Origin of the sequence: Xanthobacter autotrophicus ATCC 700552 (assembly GCF_043194565.1) — a bacterium.
Classification (GTDB): Bacteria; Pseudomonadota; Alphaproteobacteria; order Rhizobiales; family Xanthobacteraceae; genus Xanthobacter; species Xanthobacter autotrophicus_F.
In genome coordinates this window covers 24,073-39,860 of record NZ_JBAFVS010000029.1, presented here as the reverse complement: position 1 = coordinate 39,860, position 15,788 = coordinate 24,073, and the positions used below count along the sequence as shown (strand labels likewise).

At 67.0% G+C, this 15,788-nt stretch carries 13 protein-coding genes and 2 pseudogenes; 10 read left to right on the top strand and 5 right to left on the bottom strand.

The window, feature by feature from the left end:
- Positions 1 to 4: 4 nt before the first annotated feature.
- The 3 genes from V5F48_RS21790 to tnpA all read left to right on the top strand — a co-directional run bounded on the left by V5F48_RS21790 (position 5) and on the right by tnpA (position 4,848).
- Complete coding sequence (locus tag V5F48_RS21790) at positions 5 to 1,069, top strand: efflux RND transporter periplasmic adaptor subunit (protein WP_011993035.1); 1,065 nt, start codon at positions 5 to 7, stop codon at positions 1,067 to 1,069.
- Positions 1,066 to 4,125 (top strand): efflux RND transporter permease subunit, encoded by a 3,060-nt coding sequence (locus V5F48_RS21785; protein WP_394260321.1) that lies wholly within the window; start codon positions 1,066 to 1,068, stop codon positions 4,123 to 4,125. The genes V5F48_RS21790 and V5F48_RS21785 overlap by 4 nt, the downstream gene beginning before the upstream one ends.
- Positions 4,126 to 4,413: 288 nt before the next feature.
- Entirely contained in the window at positions 4,414 to 4,848 is a 435-nt protein-coding gene (tnpA, locus tag V5F48_RS21780) for an IS66-like element accessory protein TnpA (RefSeq protein WP_394260320.1), read from the top strand.
- Positions 4,849 to 4,923: 75 nt separating this feature from the next.
- Here tnpA and V5F48_RS21775 read toward each other — a convergent pair whose 3' ends face one another.
- Positions 4,924 to 5,337: a transposase gene (locus V5F48_RS21775; RefSeq protein WP_394260319.1), complete on the bottom strand. Its 414-nt coding sequence runs from the start codon at positions 5,335 to 5,337 to the stop codon at positions 4,924 to 4,926.
- Positions 5,338 to 5,349: 12 nt separating this feature from the next.
- Complete coding sequence (locus V5F48_RS21770) at positions 5,350 to 5,562, bottom strand: hypothetical protein (protein ID WP_394260318.1); 213 nt, start codon at positions 5,560 to 5,562, stop codon at positions 5,350 to 5,352.
- Positions 5,563 to 5,686: 124 nt separating this feature from the next.
- On the opposite strand from V5F48_RS21770, the gene V5F48_RS21765 reads away from it, so the two are divergent.
- Together V5F48_RS21765 and V5F48_RS21760 are read left to right on the top strand one after the other, a co-directional pair.
- Positions 5,687 to 5,866: a hypothetical protein gene (locus V5F48_RS21765; protein WP_394260317.1), complete on the top strand. Its 180-nt coding sequence runs from the start codon at positions 5,687 to 5,689 to the stop codon at positions 5,864 to 5,866.
- Positions 5,867 to 5,933: 67 nt separating this feature from the next.
- Entirely contained in the window at positions 5,934 to 6,989 is a 1,056-nt protein-coding gene (locus tag V5F48_RS21760) for an AI-2E family transporter (RefSeq protein ID WP_394260316.1), read from the top strand.
- A 211-nt stretch (positions 6,990 to 7,200) separates the two neighbouring features.
- Here the strand turns inward: V5F48_RS21760 and V5F48_RS21755 are convergent.
- Together V5F48_RS21755 and V5F48_RS21750 are read right to left on the bottom strand one after the other, a co-directional pair.
- A pseudogene (locus tag V5F48_RS21755) lies at positions 7,201 to 8,540 on the bottom strand (IS1380 family transposase).
- 122 nt (positions 8,541 to 8,662) lie between these two features.
- Complete coding sequence (locus V5F48_RS21750; RefSeq protein ID WP_394260315.1) at positions 8,663 to 9,670, bottom strand: MBL fold metallo-hydrolase; 1,008 nt, start codon at positions 9,668 to 9,670, stop codon at positions 8,663 to 8,665.
- Positions 9,671 to 9,877: 207 nt separating this feature from the next.
- Here V5F48_RS21750 and V5F48_RS21745 point away from each other — a divergent pair, with 207 nt between their 5' ends.
- From V5F48_RS21745 to V5F48_RS21725, 5 genes are all read left to right on the top strand, one after another.
- A complete protein-coding gene (locus V5F48_RS21745) occupies positions 9,878 to 10,351 on the top strand; it encodes a MarR family winged helix-turn-helix transcriptional regulator (protein ID WP_394260314.1) in 474 nt (157 codons plus the stop codon).
- On the top strand, positions 10,348 to 12,411 hold the full coding sequence (locus tag V5F48_RS21740) for an FUSC family protein (protein WP_394260313.1): 2,064 nt from the start codon (positions 10,348 to 10,350) through the stop codon (positions 12,409 to 12,411). Before V5F48_RS21745 ends, V5F48_RS21740 begins: the two co-directional genes overlap by 4 nt.
- 7 nt (positions 12,412 to 12,418) lie before the next feature.
- Positions 12,419 to 12,625: a DUF1656 domain-containing protein gene (locus V5F48_RS21735; protein ID WP_394260312.1), complete on the top strand. Its 207-nt coding sequence runs from the start codon at positions 12,419 to 12,421 to the stop codon at positions 12,623 to 12,625.
- On the top strand, positions 12,622 to 13,566 hold the full coding sequence (locus V5F48_RS21730) for an efflux RND transporter periplasmic adaptor subunit (RefSeq protein ID WP_394260311.1): 945 nt from the start codon (positions 12,622 to 12,624) through the stop codon (positions 13,564 to 13,566). The genes V5F48_RS21735 and V5F48_RS21730 overlap by 4 nt, the downstream gene beginning before the upstream one ends.
- 76 nt (positions 13,567 to 13,642) lie before the next feature.
- Positions 13,643 to 14,872: a multidrug effflux MFS transporter gene (locus V5F48_RS21725; RefSeq protein WP_394260310.1), complete on the top strand. Its 1,230-nt coding sequence runs from the start codon at positions 13,643 to 13,645 to the stop codon at positions 14,870 to 14,872.
- Between the two features lie 28 nt (positions 14,873 to 14,900).
- Here the strand turns inward: V5F48_RS21725 and V5F48_RS21720 are convergent.
- Positions 14,901 to 15,523: pseudogene (locus tag V5F48_RS21720) on the bottom strand (IS91 family transposase).
- Positions 15,524 to 15,788: the final 265 nt, after the last annotated feature.

The following is a 15,788-nucleotide window of genomic DNA, read 5'->3' as shown; positions in this document are numbered from 1 at the left end:
AAAGATGCCGCTCCTCCTCATTCTCGTCGCCTGTTCCGCCCTCGCCGGCTGCAACGAAGAGACCTCGCCGGCTAAGCCTCCGCGGCCGGTCTTGTCGACCGTCGTCAGGCCCGTCGCCACCGGGAACGTCGTAACCGTCGGCACCATCGAGCCCCAGTTCAAGACGGAGCTGAGCTTTCGCTCGCTGGGGCGGCTCGTCGCGCGGCCGGTCGGTGTCGGCGACCGGGTGGAGAAGGATCAGGTCGTCGCGGCGATCGATGATGCCGCGCTCAAGCTCGCCGTGCGCTCTGCCGTTGCCGAAGTCGCCAATGCCCAGTCCCAGCTGGCCAACGCCTCCGGTGTGGAGGATCGTCAGCGTACGCTCCTCGAAACCGCATCCACCAGCCGCGCCACGTTCGAGACGTCCGAGCAGGGGCGTGCCGCCGCCCAGGCCTCGATGGCGAAGGCTCAGGCCAATCTCGTCAAGGCCCGCGAGCAGCTCGGCTATGCGCAGCTGAAGGCGGACTTCGCCGGTGTCGTCACGACGGTGGGGGCCGAAGTCGGCCAGGTGGTGGCGCCAGGCGAACGGATCGTCACCGTCGCGCGGCCAGATGTGCGCGAGGCCGTGATCGACGTGGGCGAGGATCTGGTGGGCGAGCTCAGGATCGGAACCCCGTTCATCGTGAGCCTGCGACGCGATGCGTCCGTCACCGCCAACGGCAAGGTCCGGGAGATCGCGCCTCAAGCCGACGCGGCGACCCGCACACGCCGTATCCGTATCGGGCTCGACCAACCGCCGGACAGTTTTCGGCTCGGCACGACGATCACCGCCAAGCCGGCGGTCGTGCGCGCGATCGCCCTCTTCGTGCCGGCGGGCGCCGTCTTCGATCGCGACGGGAAGACCTTCGTCTGGCGCGTCGAGGCGTCCAGCCAGACGGTCGTCCTGCAGCATGTCCAAGTCGCAGACGTCAGCGACGGGCGCAGACGCGTGATCTCAGGCGTCGAGGCCGGCATGCGAGTGGTCACGGCCGGCATCCACTCTCTTTCCGACGGCCAAAAGGTCCGCATCGAGCAGGAAGCCCAGCCGTGAAGCCGTTCAATCTCTCCGACTGGGCGCTCGATCACCGCTCGCTCGTCTGGTTCTTCATGATCGCCTTCATTCTGGCCGGAGCATTCTCCTACCTGAAGCTGGGACGCGAGGAAGATCCCGCCTTCACCATCAAGACCATGGTGATCCAGGCGCAGTGGCCCGGCGCCTCCGCCAAAGACGTCACGCGTCAGGTCACAGACCGGATCGAGAAGAAGCTTGAGGAACTCGAATCCCTCGACTACACAAAGAGCATCACGGTGCCGGGCCAGACGACGATCTTCGTCAATCTGCGCGCCACCACGAAGGCCCGGGACGTTCCTCCCACCTGGGTCCTGGTGCGCAACATGATCGGGGACATCAAGGGGTCCTTTCCGCAAGGGGTGGTCGGGCCGAACTTCAACGACCGGTTCGGCGACGTCTTCGGCAACATCTACGCCTTCACGAGCGACGGGCTGAGTCAGCGCGAGCTGCGCGACCAGGTCGAGGACGTGCGCGCCAAGGTGCTCACCGTGCCCAATGTCGGCCGGGTCGAGGTCATCGGGGCGCAGGACGAGGTCATCTATCTGGAGTTCTCCACGCGCAAGCTCGCCGCGCTGGGGCTGGACCAGCGCGCCATCTTGTCCTCATTGCAGGCGCAGAACGCCATCACGCCGTCGGGCGTGCTGCAGGCCGGTCCCGAGCGCGTCAGCGTGCGGGTGAACGGCCAGTTCACCTCTGACGAGAGCCTGAAGGCTATCAATCTGCGGATCAACGACCGGTTCTTCCCGCTCACCGACGTCGCCACCATTACCCGCGGCTATGTTGACCCGCCCATTTCCCTGTTTCGTTTCAACGGTGAGCCAGCCATCGGCCTCGCCATCGGCATGAAGGCCGGCGCCAACCTGCTCGAATTCGGCGAGGCGCTGAAGGCGCAGATGGCGAAGATCGAGGCGGACCTGCCCATCGGCGTCGGCGTGCACCTGGTGTCGGACCAGCCGCAGATCGTGGAGGAGGCGGTGGGCGGCTTCACGCGGGCCCTGTTAGAAGCCGTGATCATCGTGCTCGCCATCAGCTTCGTCAGTCTGGGCATGCGGGCGGGGCTCGTTGTGGCAATCTCGATCCCGCTGGTGCTGGCCATCACCTTCCTGGTCATGGCGAGTTCCGGCATCTCGCTGCAGCGCATCTCGCTCGGCGCGCTCATCATCGCCCTCGGCCTGCTGGTGGACGATGCCATGATCGCCGTGGAGATGATGGTGGCGCGGCTCGAAGCCGGCGATACCCTGCGGAAGGCGGCCACCCACGTCTATACGTCGACGGCTTTCCCCATGCTGACCGGAACGCTGGTGACGGTGGCGGGCTTCATTCCCATCGGGCTCAACAACAGCAATGCCGGCGAGTTCACCTTCACCTTGTTCGTGGTCATCGCGGTGTCGCTGATCGTGTCCTGGGTGGTGGCCGTGCTGTTCACGCCGCTGCTCGGCGTCACCATCCTGCCGGCGACGATGAAGAGCCATCACGACAAAAAGGGACGCTTCTCCCGCCTGTTCTCCCGGGTTCTCGACCTTTGCATGCGCCGGCGCTGGATCACCATCGCGGTGACAATCCTGGTGTTCCTCGTCTCCGTCGTCGGCATGGGCTTCGTGCAGCAACAGTTCTTCCCGTCCTCCGACCGCAACGAACTGGTGGTGGACTGGAACCTGCCCCAGAATGCCTCCATCGCCGAGACCAGCGCGCAAATGGCGCGCTTCGAGCAGGAGGCGCTGAAGGATAATCCCGGCCTCGATCACTGGTCGACTTATGTGGGGACCGGCGCGCCGCGCTTCGTCCTCACCTTCGACGTGCAGCCGTCGGATGTCTCGTTCGGGCAGACCGTGATCGTCACCAAGGATCTGGAGGCGCGCGACCGCCTCAAGGCCGAGTTGCAGGACTACCTGAAGGCCACGTTTCCTGGCACCGATGCCTTCGTGCACCTGCTCGACATCGGCCCGCCGGTGGGCCGCCCGGTGCAGTTCCGTGTCAGCGGTCCCGATATCGCGTCCGTCCGCGCCCACGCGCTCGAACTCGCCGTCGTGGTCCGACGCAACCCGCATCTCGGGAATGTGGTCTTCGACTGGCTGGAGCCGGCGCGGGTCATCAAGGTCGACGTGATGCAGGACAAGGCCCGCCAGCTCGGCGTCACCTCCGAAGACATCGCCGCAACCATGAACAGCGTGCTGGACGGAGCTTCGATCACGCAGGTGCGCGACGACATCTATCTGGTCAATGTCATGGCGCGCGCCAATGCGGGGGAACGCCATTCCCTCGAAACCCTGCGCAACCTGCAGCTGACCGGATCGGGCACCCAGCCGGTGCCGCTGGCGGCGGTGGCCACGTTGCGCTACGAGCTGGAGCAGCCGACCATCTGGCGGCGGTCGCGGCTTCCCACCATCACGCTCAAGGCCGGCATCCTGGATGCGACCCAGCCCAACACGGTGGTCGAGCAGTTGAAGCCCGAGATCGCCGCCTTCAATGCGAAGCTGCCGGCCGGCTATCACGTGGCGATCGGCGGTGCCGTCGAGGAGAGCGGCAAGAGCCAGGCCCCGATCCTCGCGGTGATGCCGCTGATGCTGTTCATCATGGCGGCCATCCTGATGCTCCAGCTGCAGAGCTTCCAGCGGCTGGTGATCGTCTTCGCGGTGGCGCCCCTCGCGGTGATCGGTGTCGTCGCCGCGCTCCTGCCGAGCGGCGCACCCCTGGGCTTCGTCGCCATTCTCGGCGTGCTCGCGCTGATCGGCATCCTCATCCGCAATTCCGTGATCCTCATCGTGCAGATCGAGCATCTGCGCGGGGAAGGGTGTCCGCCATGGGAGGCGGTCGTGGAAGCAACCGAGAACCGCATGCGGCCCATCCTGCTGACGGCCGCCGCCGCGAGCCTCGGACTCATCCCCATCGCCGGCGAAGTATTCTGGGGGCCCATGGCCTACGCCATGATGGGCGGGATCATCGTCGGCACGGTGCTCACCCTCCTGTTTCTTCCGGCGCTGTATGTCGCGTGGTTCCGGATCAACGTGCCGCCGAACGCACCCGCACAAGATTGAGCCGGGTCGCCGTCATGCCGGTCGCCGACCAGCCGACTTTGGCAGGATCAGATTGGCGGTCTCCAGAAGAGCCTACGCCAGTTGGGGCGGGTTTCGCAGCGTCAACGGCAAGGTCATCGCCTTGAGGACAGCTCTGCGGACCTGAGGCAGGGTCTGTCGAGGGGGACCCTGCCGCAGGTTTCCACCTAATACCAACGGCCCTCATTTTTGGTAAGCGTCGTCCCGGGCGCACCTTCATAGGTCGGGCGTGAGAGCGCAGTTTGATGATCCTGATTGGAGGATCGTTTTGTGTCTGGGCTTGACCATAGACTTGAGCCGGAGGTTGAGGTCCGGCGCTTCGAGGTGATCAACGGCGCGATGGGGCGTCGGCGCTGGACGGCGGACGACCGGGCACGGATCCTGGAAGAGACTCTCGTTCCCGGCGCCGTGGTCTCGGTGGTTGCCCGCCGCCACGGCTTGACACCGCAACAGCTGTTCACTTGGCGCCGCGAGGCGCGGAGGACGGCGGAGACGGTGCCGGCGTTTGTGCCGGCGGTGGTCGCGCCGGCGGTTGGTCCGGCATCGGAGCCTTCGGCCACACGGTCACGGCCGAAGCGGCGCACTCGGCAACGCCGCGCGGCGGCCATTGAGGTCGACGTCGGCGGGGTCAGGGTGACGATCGAGAGCGGAGCTTCACCGGCCACCATTGCGGCGGTGATCGGCGCGCTGAAGGGTAGATCATGATCGGCCCGAGCGGCGCGGTCCGGATCATGGTGGCGACGCGGCCGGTGGACTTCCGCAACTATGCGCCGACCATGATTATGCGGAGTCGGCGCGGAAGGAGCACGTAATTGTGCCCGCCTGCACGACCCGGATCAGAGCCTCGACGTCGCCATCGCGATCTACAAGCACCCGCCGCCCGTTAGCCATCACGATCTCGATCCGGCCGCTGCCGTCCGCCATCAGCGGGCCGGTCGCCGCCGCGACCTCCGGCACGATCACAGCCGGAACAAATCCTGCTCTCGAAGCCGGACCAAACCGCCCGGCCCGCGCCGCGTCACTCGTTAACTGCGTGCGCGTGATCCCGTATTTGCGGGCCGTCGCCGAGCCCAGGCGTCGACCCGAATAGCTCTCCTCGACGATCCGCAGCTTCGCCTCATCGCTGAAGCGCCGCCGGCCGCCGCTCTCAACGATCTCAAGCCAACTGATCGGCGTGTCTGTATAGACGTCCATACAGACGAATTCTCACCACCAGGCCTCAATTCGCAAGACGGCCGCCGTCGGAGGGATACTGTACGCCGTCGCCTGGCTAACTTCCATCTCGGCAGCGAGTTCGGCAACTTGCGCCGCCGTCGCACTGCCGGCCCGACCTTTCAGGAATTCACGGATCGCATCCGTCCGCCGGCACGCTTCGTCCCAAACCGCCTCGTCAATCTCGTCAGGGAATGGATTGTTCATGTCATGTCCGCGAGGAAAAGCATTGCGAACTTCATTCTCAAATTAAGTGCCAGCGTAACCACTTGATATCCTTGGAAGGGCATTGTCATAATTAAGTGCCAAGCGACACCTCGGCTCGGCGATCATGGTGACGGACCCTGTATTCGGCGGGCTTGCCATCTCACTGATCTTTGGAACGGTGGTGTCCACCGCGCTCGCCGTGTTCGTCGTCCCGATCCTGTACGATCTCGACGCCCGCCGCCGGACGCGGAACCTCGGGGCCGGCGACGAAATCCGACCGGCGGGAGGCGGGACAATGCCCTGATTGCTTGGACATGCCGGGCCGGAACAGGCGAGATAGGGGACCTGCAACCACGGAGGCAAGGCCGCCCATGCCGGGGACGAAGATCCAGGAGTTCACCTTTCTCGCCACCCTCGTGCTCGTGACGGTGGCGTTCCTCTGGCTGCTGTCGCCTTATTACGGCGCGATCTTGTGGGCAGTCATCCTGGCGATCCTGTTCGATCCGCTCCAACGCGGGCTTGAGAGGTGGCTCGGTGGCCGGCGCAACCTCGCGGCGGCACTCAGCGTCCTGGCCTGCATCTGCGTCGTCGTCATCCCCGGCACACTGATCCTCGCCGCCCTCGCCAACGAAGCCGCCAGCCTCTACACCCGCATCGGCACGCGCGAATTCGATCCGGGCACAATGCTCGCACAGCTCCAGGGGGTGCTGCCGTCCTTCGTCTGGAGGGCCCTTGCCGCGCTCGATCTCGGCGACATGGCTCAGCTCCAGACCCGGCTGACATCGTTCCTCCTCGAATTCAGCCAGACCCTCGCCAACAGGGCGATCATCATCGGGCAGAACACGGCCCAGTTCGTCATCAGCCTCGGGGTGATGCTTTACCTGCTGTTCTTCCTGTTCCGCGATGGCGTAGCCCTTGCCGCCCGTATCCGCAAAGCCAGCCCTCTCGGCGCGCGCGAAACCGACCAGCTGCTCGAGAAGTTCACCTCTGTGGTGAAGGCCACGGTCAAAGGCAATGTCACCATTGCCGCAATCCAGGGCGCCATAGGAGGGGTCACTTTCGGGATGCTGGGGATCCAGGCCGCGCTCTTGTGGGGCGTCCTGATGGCCGTCCTGTCACTTCTGCCCGCTGTGGGCGCCGGACTGGTCTGGGTGCCGGCGGCAGCCTATCTGCTGCTGACCGGCGCCTATCTGAAGGGCGCCATCCTGCTCGCGATCGGCACGCTGGTGATCAGCACGGTGGACAACGTCCTGCGGCCAGCTTTGGTGGGGAAGGGTACCATGCTGCCGGACTACGCCGTGCTCATTTCCACTGTGGGCGGGCTCTCGTTGATCGGCATGAACGGATTTGTCCTCGGCCCGCTGATCGTCGCCCTGTTCGTTGCCGCATGGTCGCTCTTCTCGGATGACAAGATGCAACCCTCATGAGCTGTCGCCGCTTGCCGTGCAAACCGCATGTGTCTGCTCCGAAGTGTCCTAACCCGTCCTATTCATGACGACCACGGATTTTGCCGGCCATCGCCTGGCGCATGATTTCGGGCGCACGCCATCGTTCGGATTTTTCACCATCTGACGAACCGTACTTGGGTGAACGCGCTGGAGGAACCTGCTAGACGATGGGGGCTCACGCCCCGCCTGTTTACGGGCCGCAGGGCATGAGGGCTGCGGGCAATCCGCGGAACAGATCTGCTTCCGGACAGCAGGCCGCGAAAGCAAGGCGCACGCGGCTTGCCGTCTCGACGATCCGGGCGGCGATCTTGAGCAGCCGGAGCCGCAACGTCGTGAACTCCGCCTTTGCCAGATCGCGCACCTTGGGGATGGCGTCGCGCACGGCGAGCATCAGCCAATAAGCTGCGGTGTGCAGCACGAGGCGGACCTGATTGGCGACGGCGGAATGGCACGACGTGCGATCCGACGCCAACTGGGTTTTGTGCAGCTTGATCAGGTTCTCGGCCTGACCGCGCGCGCAATACAGGCTGTCGTATAGCCACTTGGGCGAGCCGTGCGCAAGGTTGGTGACGATGAAGCGGATGTCGAGACCGAGCCTTGTCGCTTCGATGCGCGCGACGGCGCGCCGCTCTTTGTTCCAGGACTTTGGCCTTGTGGTGGGTTTCGGCATAGCCGCGCACGCGGGTTTGTCGCCCAGCGCGGTCGGTGCGGACAGTGTCGGCCGTTTCCTCGACCTTGCGCGCCAATGGCTTTGATCCGGCGAGCCCGAACACGAAATCGACGTTGTTTTCCTCGCACCACGCCATCGCCTCGGGCCGGGCGTAATGGCCGTCGCCGCGAAACAGGATACGGGTCTTTTGCCAGCGCGCGGATGCGGTGCGTCAGCCGGCGCAAATGGGCGCGAACCTCGACGCCGCCCAGCGTCTTGCCCGGCCGCAGCACGACGGCGACGGGCCGGGATTTCTCCGTGTCGTAGACGTGGATCGGCAGAAAGCAGCGCTCGTCGTAATGGGCGTTGAACAGCGAGAGTTGCTGATGGCCGTGCGCCACGTCGCAGGTGTCGTCGATGTCGAGCGTGACCGAGGACGGCTCCTTTTCATAGGAATCCATCCGTTGATCGACGAGGGCGTAAGATAGGCGGATCACGTCCTTCAGCCCCGGCGCGTTTTCAAGCCGCGACAGGGTCGGCTGCGAGCACAGATCGCGGCCGGTGTCGGGCAGACGCCCGCAGGCCAGCTTGAAAGTCGGATCGGCGCGGAGAAAATCGAGGTCGTCGGCGTCCTCGTTGCCGCAGGCAATGGCGAAAACGCGGGCGCGAAACATGTCGGGTAGGCTATGGATGACGCGCGAGGGATCGCGCCGGTCCGGAAAACAACCGGCCAGCCGGTCGGCGAGGCCGAGCCGCCGCTCCGCTATCGAAAGCAGCATGACACCGCCGTCCGAAGTCAGGCGGCCGGGGTCGAAATCGGCTGTGACTTTCTTGCGTCCGACGGCTGGAAACGAGAACGGGAGAATCGTAGCGTCATTCATGGCGGGCGTGGCTGGCGCGAAATGTGCGCCGGAGGGGTCTTAAACAACCAATTCCTACGACATATCAACGTATTGCGCCACGCGCGCCAGCCTCAAAAGCAAACCCCAATGAATAAGATGGGCTAGCGCCGGGCAAACACCCACCTTTGCGCGTCCATCCCGTGCCCCAGTTCCCCGCGGCTGACAAGGTGGCGGAGATGCGCCAGCGCCTCGCTGAGCCCGAAGCCGGTCTGATCGAGCGGCAGAGGCCGGAACAGGACCTCCAGCGTCTCCATCACCGTGCGCGGCTCGATGCAAAAGTCCATGAGCCGTTCCAGCCGCTCGTCGTGATGCGCCTTGAGCGCGGCGATCCGCCCATGGAGGCCGTAGAACGGGTCGCCGTGGGAAGGCAGGACCAGAGTGCCTTCGGGCAGCGCCTCGAACTGAAGGAGCGATCCCAGGAACGCGCCGAGCGGATCGGCGCATGGGTCCGAAGGGTGCGTCCCAATGTGCGGCGAGATTCGTGCGAGAATCTGGTCCGCCGCGATCAGCAGGTCTCTCTCCGCGCAATAGAGGCAGATCATCTCCGGCGCGTGGCCTTCGCCGATCATCACCCGCCACGCGCTGCCGGCGAGCGTCAGTTCGTCCCCCTCCTTCACCCGCATATAGCGCCGGGGCAGCGGCCCGACCCATTTGGGATAAAGCATGCCCCGGCGTTCCACCAGGTCCAGGAACGGCTGGGGCGCGCCGCACAGCTGGTTGTGGGCCACGAGCTGAGGGATCACCTCCGCCGGATCCTCGTTGAGGAGCAAGCGCGCCTGCATCCACTCCAGGCGGCTCATGTGGATGTCGGCGCCAGTGCGGGCATGGAGCCAACCCGCCAGCCCCACATGGTCCGGATGGAAATGGGTCCCGAGGAGCCGCTCCACCGGCCGTCCGCCGAGCCGGGGATCGGCCAGCACCCGCGCGAAAAGCGCCCGCGTCGGCGCATCGTCAATGCCGGAATCGATCAGGGTCCATCCGTCCGGGCCCGAGAGCAGCCAGGCGTTGACCTCGCTCGGCGGAAAGGGCAGCGGCACACGCACGCGCAGAAGGCCGGGTGCAACCTCGCTCAGATCATTTGCGACGGCTTCATGCAGGCCGGTGGTCATGCTCGCTCCCCATATCGCACGCTTTCCCATTCCCGGACCGAGGCGGCCCATTCACCGGCCGCATGTGAGAGGTCCGTGCGGTCCGCATGGACGGTCGCTTTGCGCAGGCTCTTGCGGTCGAGCCGCCCTCGGCTTGATCCGGTCGCCGCCCTCGCTCACGACCCAAATTGATTGCATCAGAATTAATTTCTGACACATTATGTGCTCATGAACAACCAACAAGCAAGCCGTCGGCGGCTCACCTCCGGCCTGTTGCAGGCGGGCCGGCAATGGCGGCGGCTGGCGGAAGCCGCGCTCGCGGCCGATGACATTTCGGAGGCCTGCGCCTCGCCCCTGGTGTGGCTGAGGCGCCTCGGCGGCGGCGTGCGTCAGGTGACCCTTGCGGCACACGTGGGCATCGAAGGCACGTCCCTCGTCCGCTTGCTCGACCAGCTCTGTGACGCCGGGCTCGTGGTGCGCCGGGACGATCCGGAGGACCGCCGCGCCAAGACCCTGTGGCTCACTGCGGAGGGCGAGCAGCTCGCGGAGCGCATCGAGCGCGCCATCGCCAGGCTGCGGTCCCGCATCTTCGCCGAGATCAGCGAAGCGGACGTCGAGGCGACCCTCCGGGTGCTCGAGGCCCTCGAGCACGCCCATACCCGGCTCCAGCAGAACCTTAGTCTCCTGGAGGCGGACTCTTGAAGCTTCCCTCGGCGCGCGACTGGCTGTTCTCCACCAAGGCCTTCACCGCCGCCATGCTGGCGCTCTACGTGGCCCTGGCCATGGACCTGCCGCGCCCCTATTGGGCCATGACCACGGTCTATGTGGTGTCCCACCCGCTCACCGGCGCCACTACCTCCAAGGCGCTCTATCGCATGCTCGGTACCCTCATCGGCGCCACCGGCGTGGTGGTGCTCGTGCCGACGTTCGTGAGCGCCCCCGAGCTTCTGAGCATCGCCGTCGCCGCCTGGATCGGGGGGCTGCTCTACCTCTCTTTGCTCGATCGCACGCCCCGCAGCTATGTGTTCATGCTGGCGGCCTACACTCTGCCCATCATCGCTTTGCCGACGGTCACCGCGCCGGAGACCATCTTCGACGTGGCTCTCGCTCGCAGCGAAGAGATCATCCTCGGGATCCTGTGCGCGAGCCTCGTGGGCGCGGTCGTGTTCCCGGTGAGCGTCGGGCCGGCCCTCGCCGCACGCGTCGGCGGCTGGTTGCGCGATGCCGGCGCCTGGGCCGGCGAGGTGCTGCGTGGCGAGGTGACGGATGAGGCCGTGCCTCTGGTCCGACAGAAGCTCGCCGCGGACGTCGCGGCGCTCGACGCGCTCATCATGCAACTGGCACACGATCCCGAGGCGCGCGCCTTCGCCCGCGAAGCCGGAGAGCTCCGCGGTCGCCTGCTGCTGCTCCTGCCGGTACTGTCCTCCCTCAACGACCGGATGCGCGCGATCACCCGCGAGGAAGCGATGGGCAGCGTGCGGGACGATCTTGTCGCCCTCGCCCGCGAAATCGCGGACTGGATCGGGGGCGCTCCCGACACGCCGGAGCGGTTGCGCGCACGGATCGCTGAGCTGACTCCGGATCCCGGCGCCCTCAGTGACTGGCCGAGCCTCCTTCATGCGAACCTCTGCGCCCGCCTCAAAGAGCTTGTCGATCTCTGGCAGGACTGCCTCGCGTTACGCCGGCAGGTGGCTGGAGACCCTGCTGCGGGACACTGGGCGCCCGTGCTGCACCACCGCCCCGTCATCGGCACCGCGCGCCATCATGATCACGGCCTGCTGCTATTCTCCACCGCTTCCGCCGCGCTCGCGACCCTGACGGCGAGCCTGATCTGGATCGCGAGCGGATGGCCCGGCGGCGCCAATTTCGTGGCCATGGCGGCGGTCGCCTGCTGCTTCTTCGGCGCCCAGGACCGGCCAGCCCCGTTCCTCTGGATGATGGTGGTCTGGGGCACCACGGCCCAGGTGATCGCCGGGGTCCTTCTGTTCACGGTGGTGCCCCAGATCCACGATTTCGCGATGCTCGTGCTGGTGCTGGTGCTGCCGTTCCTGCTGGTTGGGGCGCTCATTCCCCGCCCGGAACTCGGCCTCGTCACCCTACTGCTCGCCGCAACGGGTTCGGGCTCCCTCTCGGTCCAGAGCCACTACAATGCGGATTTCACCGTTTATGTGAATGAAAGCCTGGCGGTGACCGGCGGCTTCCTGTTCGCCTGGATCTGGGCGTTGGCGACCAAACCCTTCGGCGCCGAGATCACCGCCCGCCGCCTCGTGCGCTCGGGCTGGGCGGACCTTGCCGCCTGCGCCGCCGGCACCCGCCTGCAGGACCACCGCGTGCTGGTGAGCCGCACCCTCGACCGCCTCGGTCTGCTCATTCCCCGCCTCGCCTCGGGCGCCATCGACGACGGCCTCGCCACGGACGGGCTCAGAGACTTGCGCATCGGCTACAATGTCCTTGATCTGCAGCGCGATCGCCGGGCGCTGCCTGGTGCCGCAAAGGACGCCATCAATGCCGTCCTCGCCGGAGTGGCCGGGCATTTCCGAACGCAGCAGAAGGCCGGCGCGGTGCTGCTGCCGCCCGCCGGCCTTCTGGACCATGTGGACGAGGCGATCCGTGCCGTGCTTGCCCAGCGCGCCGGGCAGGCGGCGGATAATGCCCTGCAGGCGCTGGTCGGCCTCAGGCAGGCTCTGTTCCCCGGGGCCGCGGCGCCCCTCCTGCCGCCGGCACGGGGCGCCGTCGCCCCGCCTTTGCTCGCGGCCGAGTGAGACACGCATGCCCGCGGAACTCGACATCTTCGGCGTCTACGTGCCGACCTTTCTCCTCCTCGCGCTCGCCGCCATGGCGGTCACGCGGCTCCTCTCCCGCCTCGTCAGCCAGGTGGGGCTCGGCCGCCTCATCTGGCACCGGGCACTGTTCGACCTCTCCGTGTTCGTGCTCGTGACCGGCGCGGGCTATGTCCTTCTCCAACGGATCGCATGATGAAGATCGATGTCGCGAAGTGGGTCCGCATATGCGTCACTCTCATGGTGGTCGCGGGCGCCGGTCTCGTGGGCCGCGCGCTCTGGGACACCTACATGAACGCCCCCTGGACGCGGGACGCCCGCGTGCGCGCCGACGTGGTCGGCATCGCTCCCGACGTCTCCGGTCTCGTGAGCGAGGTGCTGGTCCGCGACAACGCCGCGGTGAAGAAGGGCGACGCCCTGTTCCGGGTGGACCGCGAGCGCTTCGCCATCGCCCTGAAGCAGGCGGAGGCTGCGGTGGAGGGCCGCGCCGCGACGCTGGAGCAGGCCAAGCGCGACCTCGCACGCTACACGCAGTTGCGCGAGCGGCAGGTGGTCTCGCCGCAGAACGCCGAGCAGGCCCAGACCGCCCTCACCCAGGCCGACGCGGCCTACCAGCAGGCGGTGAGCGAGCGCGACCTCGCCCGGCTCAACCTCGAGCGCTCGGAGATCAAGGCGCCAGCCAACGGCATCGTCACCAATCTGGAGCTGCGGCGGGGCGACTACGTCTCCACTGGCAAGGCGGTGGTGGCCCTGGTGGATACGGATTCGCTTCGGGTCGAGGGCTATTTCGAGGAGACCAAGCTGCCGCGCATCCATGTGGGCGATCCCGTCACGATCCGCCTGATGGGCGAGCCGACCCTGCTGCGCGGTCGGGTGCAGAGCGTCGCGGCGGCCATCGAGGACCGCGAGCGCACGGCCGGCACCGGCCTCCTCGCCAACATCAATCCGACCTTCAACTGGGTGCGCCTCGCCCAGCGCGTGCCGGTGCGCATCGCCCTGGAGGACGTGCCGCCCGACATCCGCCTCGTGGCCGGCCTCACCGCCACCGTGGAGATCGAACCCGGTGTCGCCGGCAAGACCGCGCACGCGGACCCGTCGGACGCCCAATCCGTGCACGCCGCGCGGCCGGCCCGATGAGAGCGCTGCGCCGCCCTGCGGACGGACCGCCTCGGGGGCCGCTCCGCGCTTTGCCGTGACGCCAGGACGAAATGCCATGAATGCTCCCGCGAATGCCGCGCTGACACCAGGACACCTGAAGGGGGACACCCCGCCGGGCGGGACGGCGCCGCTCTGGCTGCTGGCGCTCCTGGCCTTCTCCGGCACCCTCGCCATGCACGTCTTCGTGCCGGCGCTGCCCGTCGCCCAGCAGGATCTCGGCGGCGGGATGGCGGCCATGCAGCTCACCATCAGCCTCTACATCCTCGGCCTCGCCGGCGGGCAGCTCGTCTACGGGCCTCTCGCCGACCGGTTCGGGCGCCGGCCCGTCCTGCTGGCGGGGCTCTCGCTCTACACCGTCGCCGGCCTCGCGGCGATGCTGGCGCCGAGCGTCAACGCCCTCATCGCCGCCCGGCTGTTCCAGGCGCTGGGCGGCTGCGCCGGCCTCGTGCTCGCGCGCGCCATCGTGCGCGACACCTCGGCGCCGGCGGACACCACCCGGCGCCTCGCCTTGATGAATCTCATGATCACCGTCGGTCCGGGCGCGGCGCCGCTGGTGGGCGGCTTTCTCGCCGATGCGGCGGGATGGCGCTCCATCTTTATCGCCCTGACCCTGCTCGGCGTGGTCAACCTCCTGCTCGCCTGGCGTCTTCTGCCGGAGACCGGACGGGCAACCGAAGGCGCCGCCAGCGGGCTGATGGAGGGCTATGGCCAACTGCTGCGGGCGCCAGCCTTCTGGGGCTATGCGGTGGGCGGCGGCTGCGCCACCACCTCCCTCTATGGCTTCGTCGCGGCGGCCCCCTTCATCTTCACCGGCGAACTGCACCAGCCCACGGCCAGCGTCGGGGGCTATATCGCCCTCCTGGTCCTGGGGGTGTGGGTGGGCAGCATGCTGGCGAGCCGGCTCATCGCCCGTGTTTCCGTCGGCCGCCTGCTGGTGGGCGCCAATGGGGTCAGCGTGGCAGCCGCCTTCATCCTGCTCGCCGTCGTGCTGTCGGATCAGCTCACCGTGCCCCTGGCCATCGCCGCCGTGTTCATATTCTCCGTGGGCGTGGGCACCGCGGCGCCCGCCGCGCTGGCTGAGGCCCTCAGCGTCAATCCCCGTGTCGCCGGCTCCGCCTCGGGCCTCTACGGCGCCATGCAGATGGCGGTCGGCGCCCTGTGCACGGCCTTGGCCGGTGTCGGATCCGACCCCGCGCTCGCCGCCGCTCTCGTGCTTGCCGGCTCCGGCATCATCGCCCAAGCGGCCTTCTGGATGGCCGGGCGACCAAGGCGCACGGCCTCGTAGAGCAGCCGCACGATGCGGCGAATGGGCATCACAGGGTAAGATCCATGGATATCAAGACAATCGCTGTTCTCATTGATACCAGCCCGTCGCGCGAAACCAGTGAGGCGCCGGGATCGTCCTTGGCGAGAAGCGCGCGGATCCTGTCGATGTTGGCGGCACGGACGGCGCCGGCGAACAGGCCGTAGTGCCGGATGCGGTGGAAGCCGTCGGGCAGGACATGGAGCAGGAAGCGGCGAATGAACTCGTCCGCCGGCAGGGTCATGGCCTTGATCCAACTGTCGCCTGTGGCCTTGGCCCGGGCGCGATAATCCTTCCAGCGGAAGGTGACCCCGCGGTCGTCCATGACGAGGAGCCGGCTGTTGGAGATCGCCACGCGGTGGGTGTAGCGCGACAGATAGGCGAGCACCGCCGCCGGTCCCGCGAACGGGCGCTTGGCATAGACCACCCATTCGGCCCGGCGCAGGGGTGCCAGCATCGCCTCGCAGGAGTGTCGGCCAGTGGGGCGAGCTCGCCGAAGAAGGCGAGCCGGCCGGCGGCATGCAGCGCCCGGAGTCCGTCGAGGAAGAGCTGCCGGAACAGGCGGGACAGCACCCGCACCGGCAGGAAGAAGCGGGCCCGGCAGGCGATCCATCTGGAGCTATCGGCAGACAGTCCCCCGCCGGGTACCGCGGCATGGATATGGGGATGATGGGTGTCGACTTGGACCGCGGCAAGGAACCCCTCCTTACGGATCTATCACTGTCATCCCATAGTCGCGTCCGGCGTGCCGGTCGTGAGACGCGACCGCCGGAGGCGCGTCTCACGGACCTCCATCCCGGGACCTCCACACTATGAGTTCCCCGCCGCAAAGGGAAATATTGACTAATGAATCATAATCCGAAATTCTCCATTCTGCGCTGATCGGATGCATGTGCTG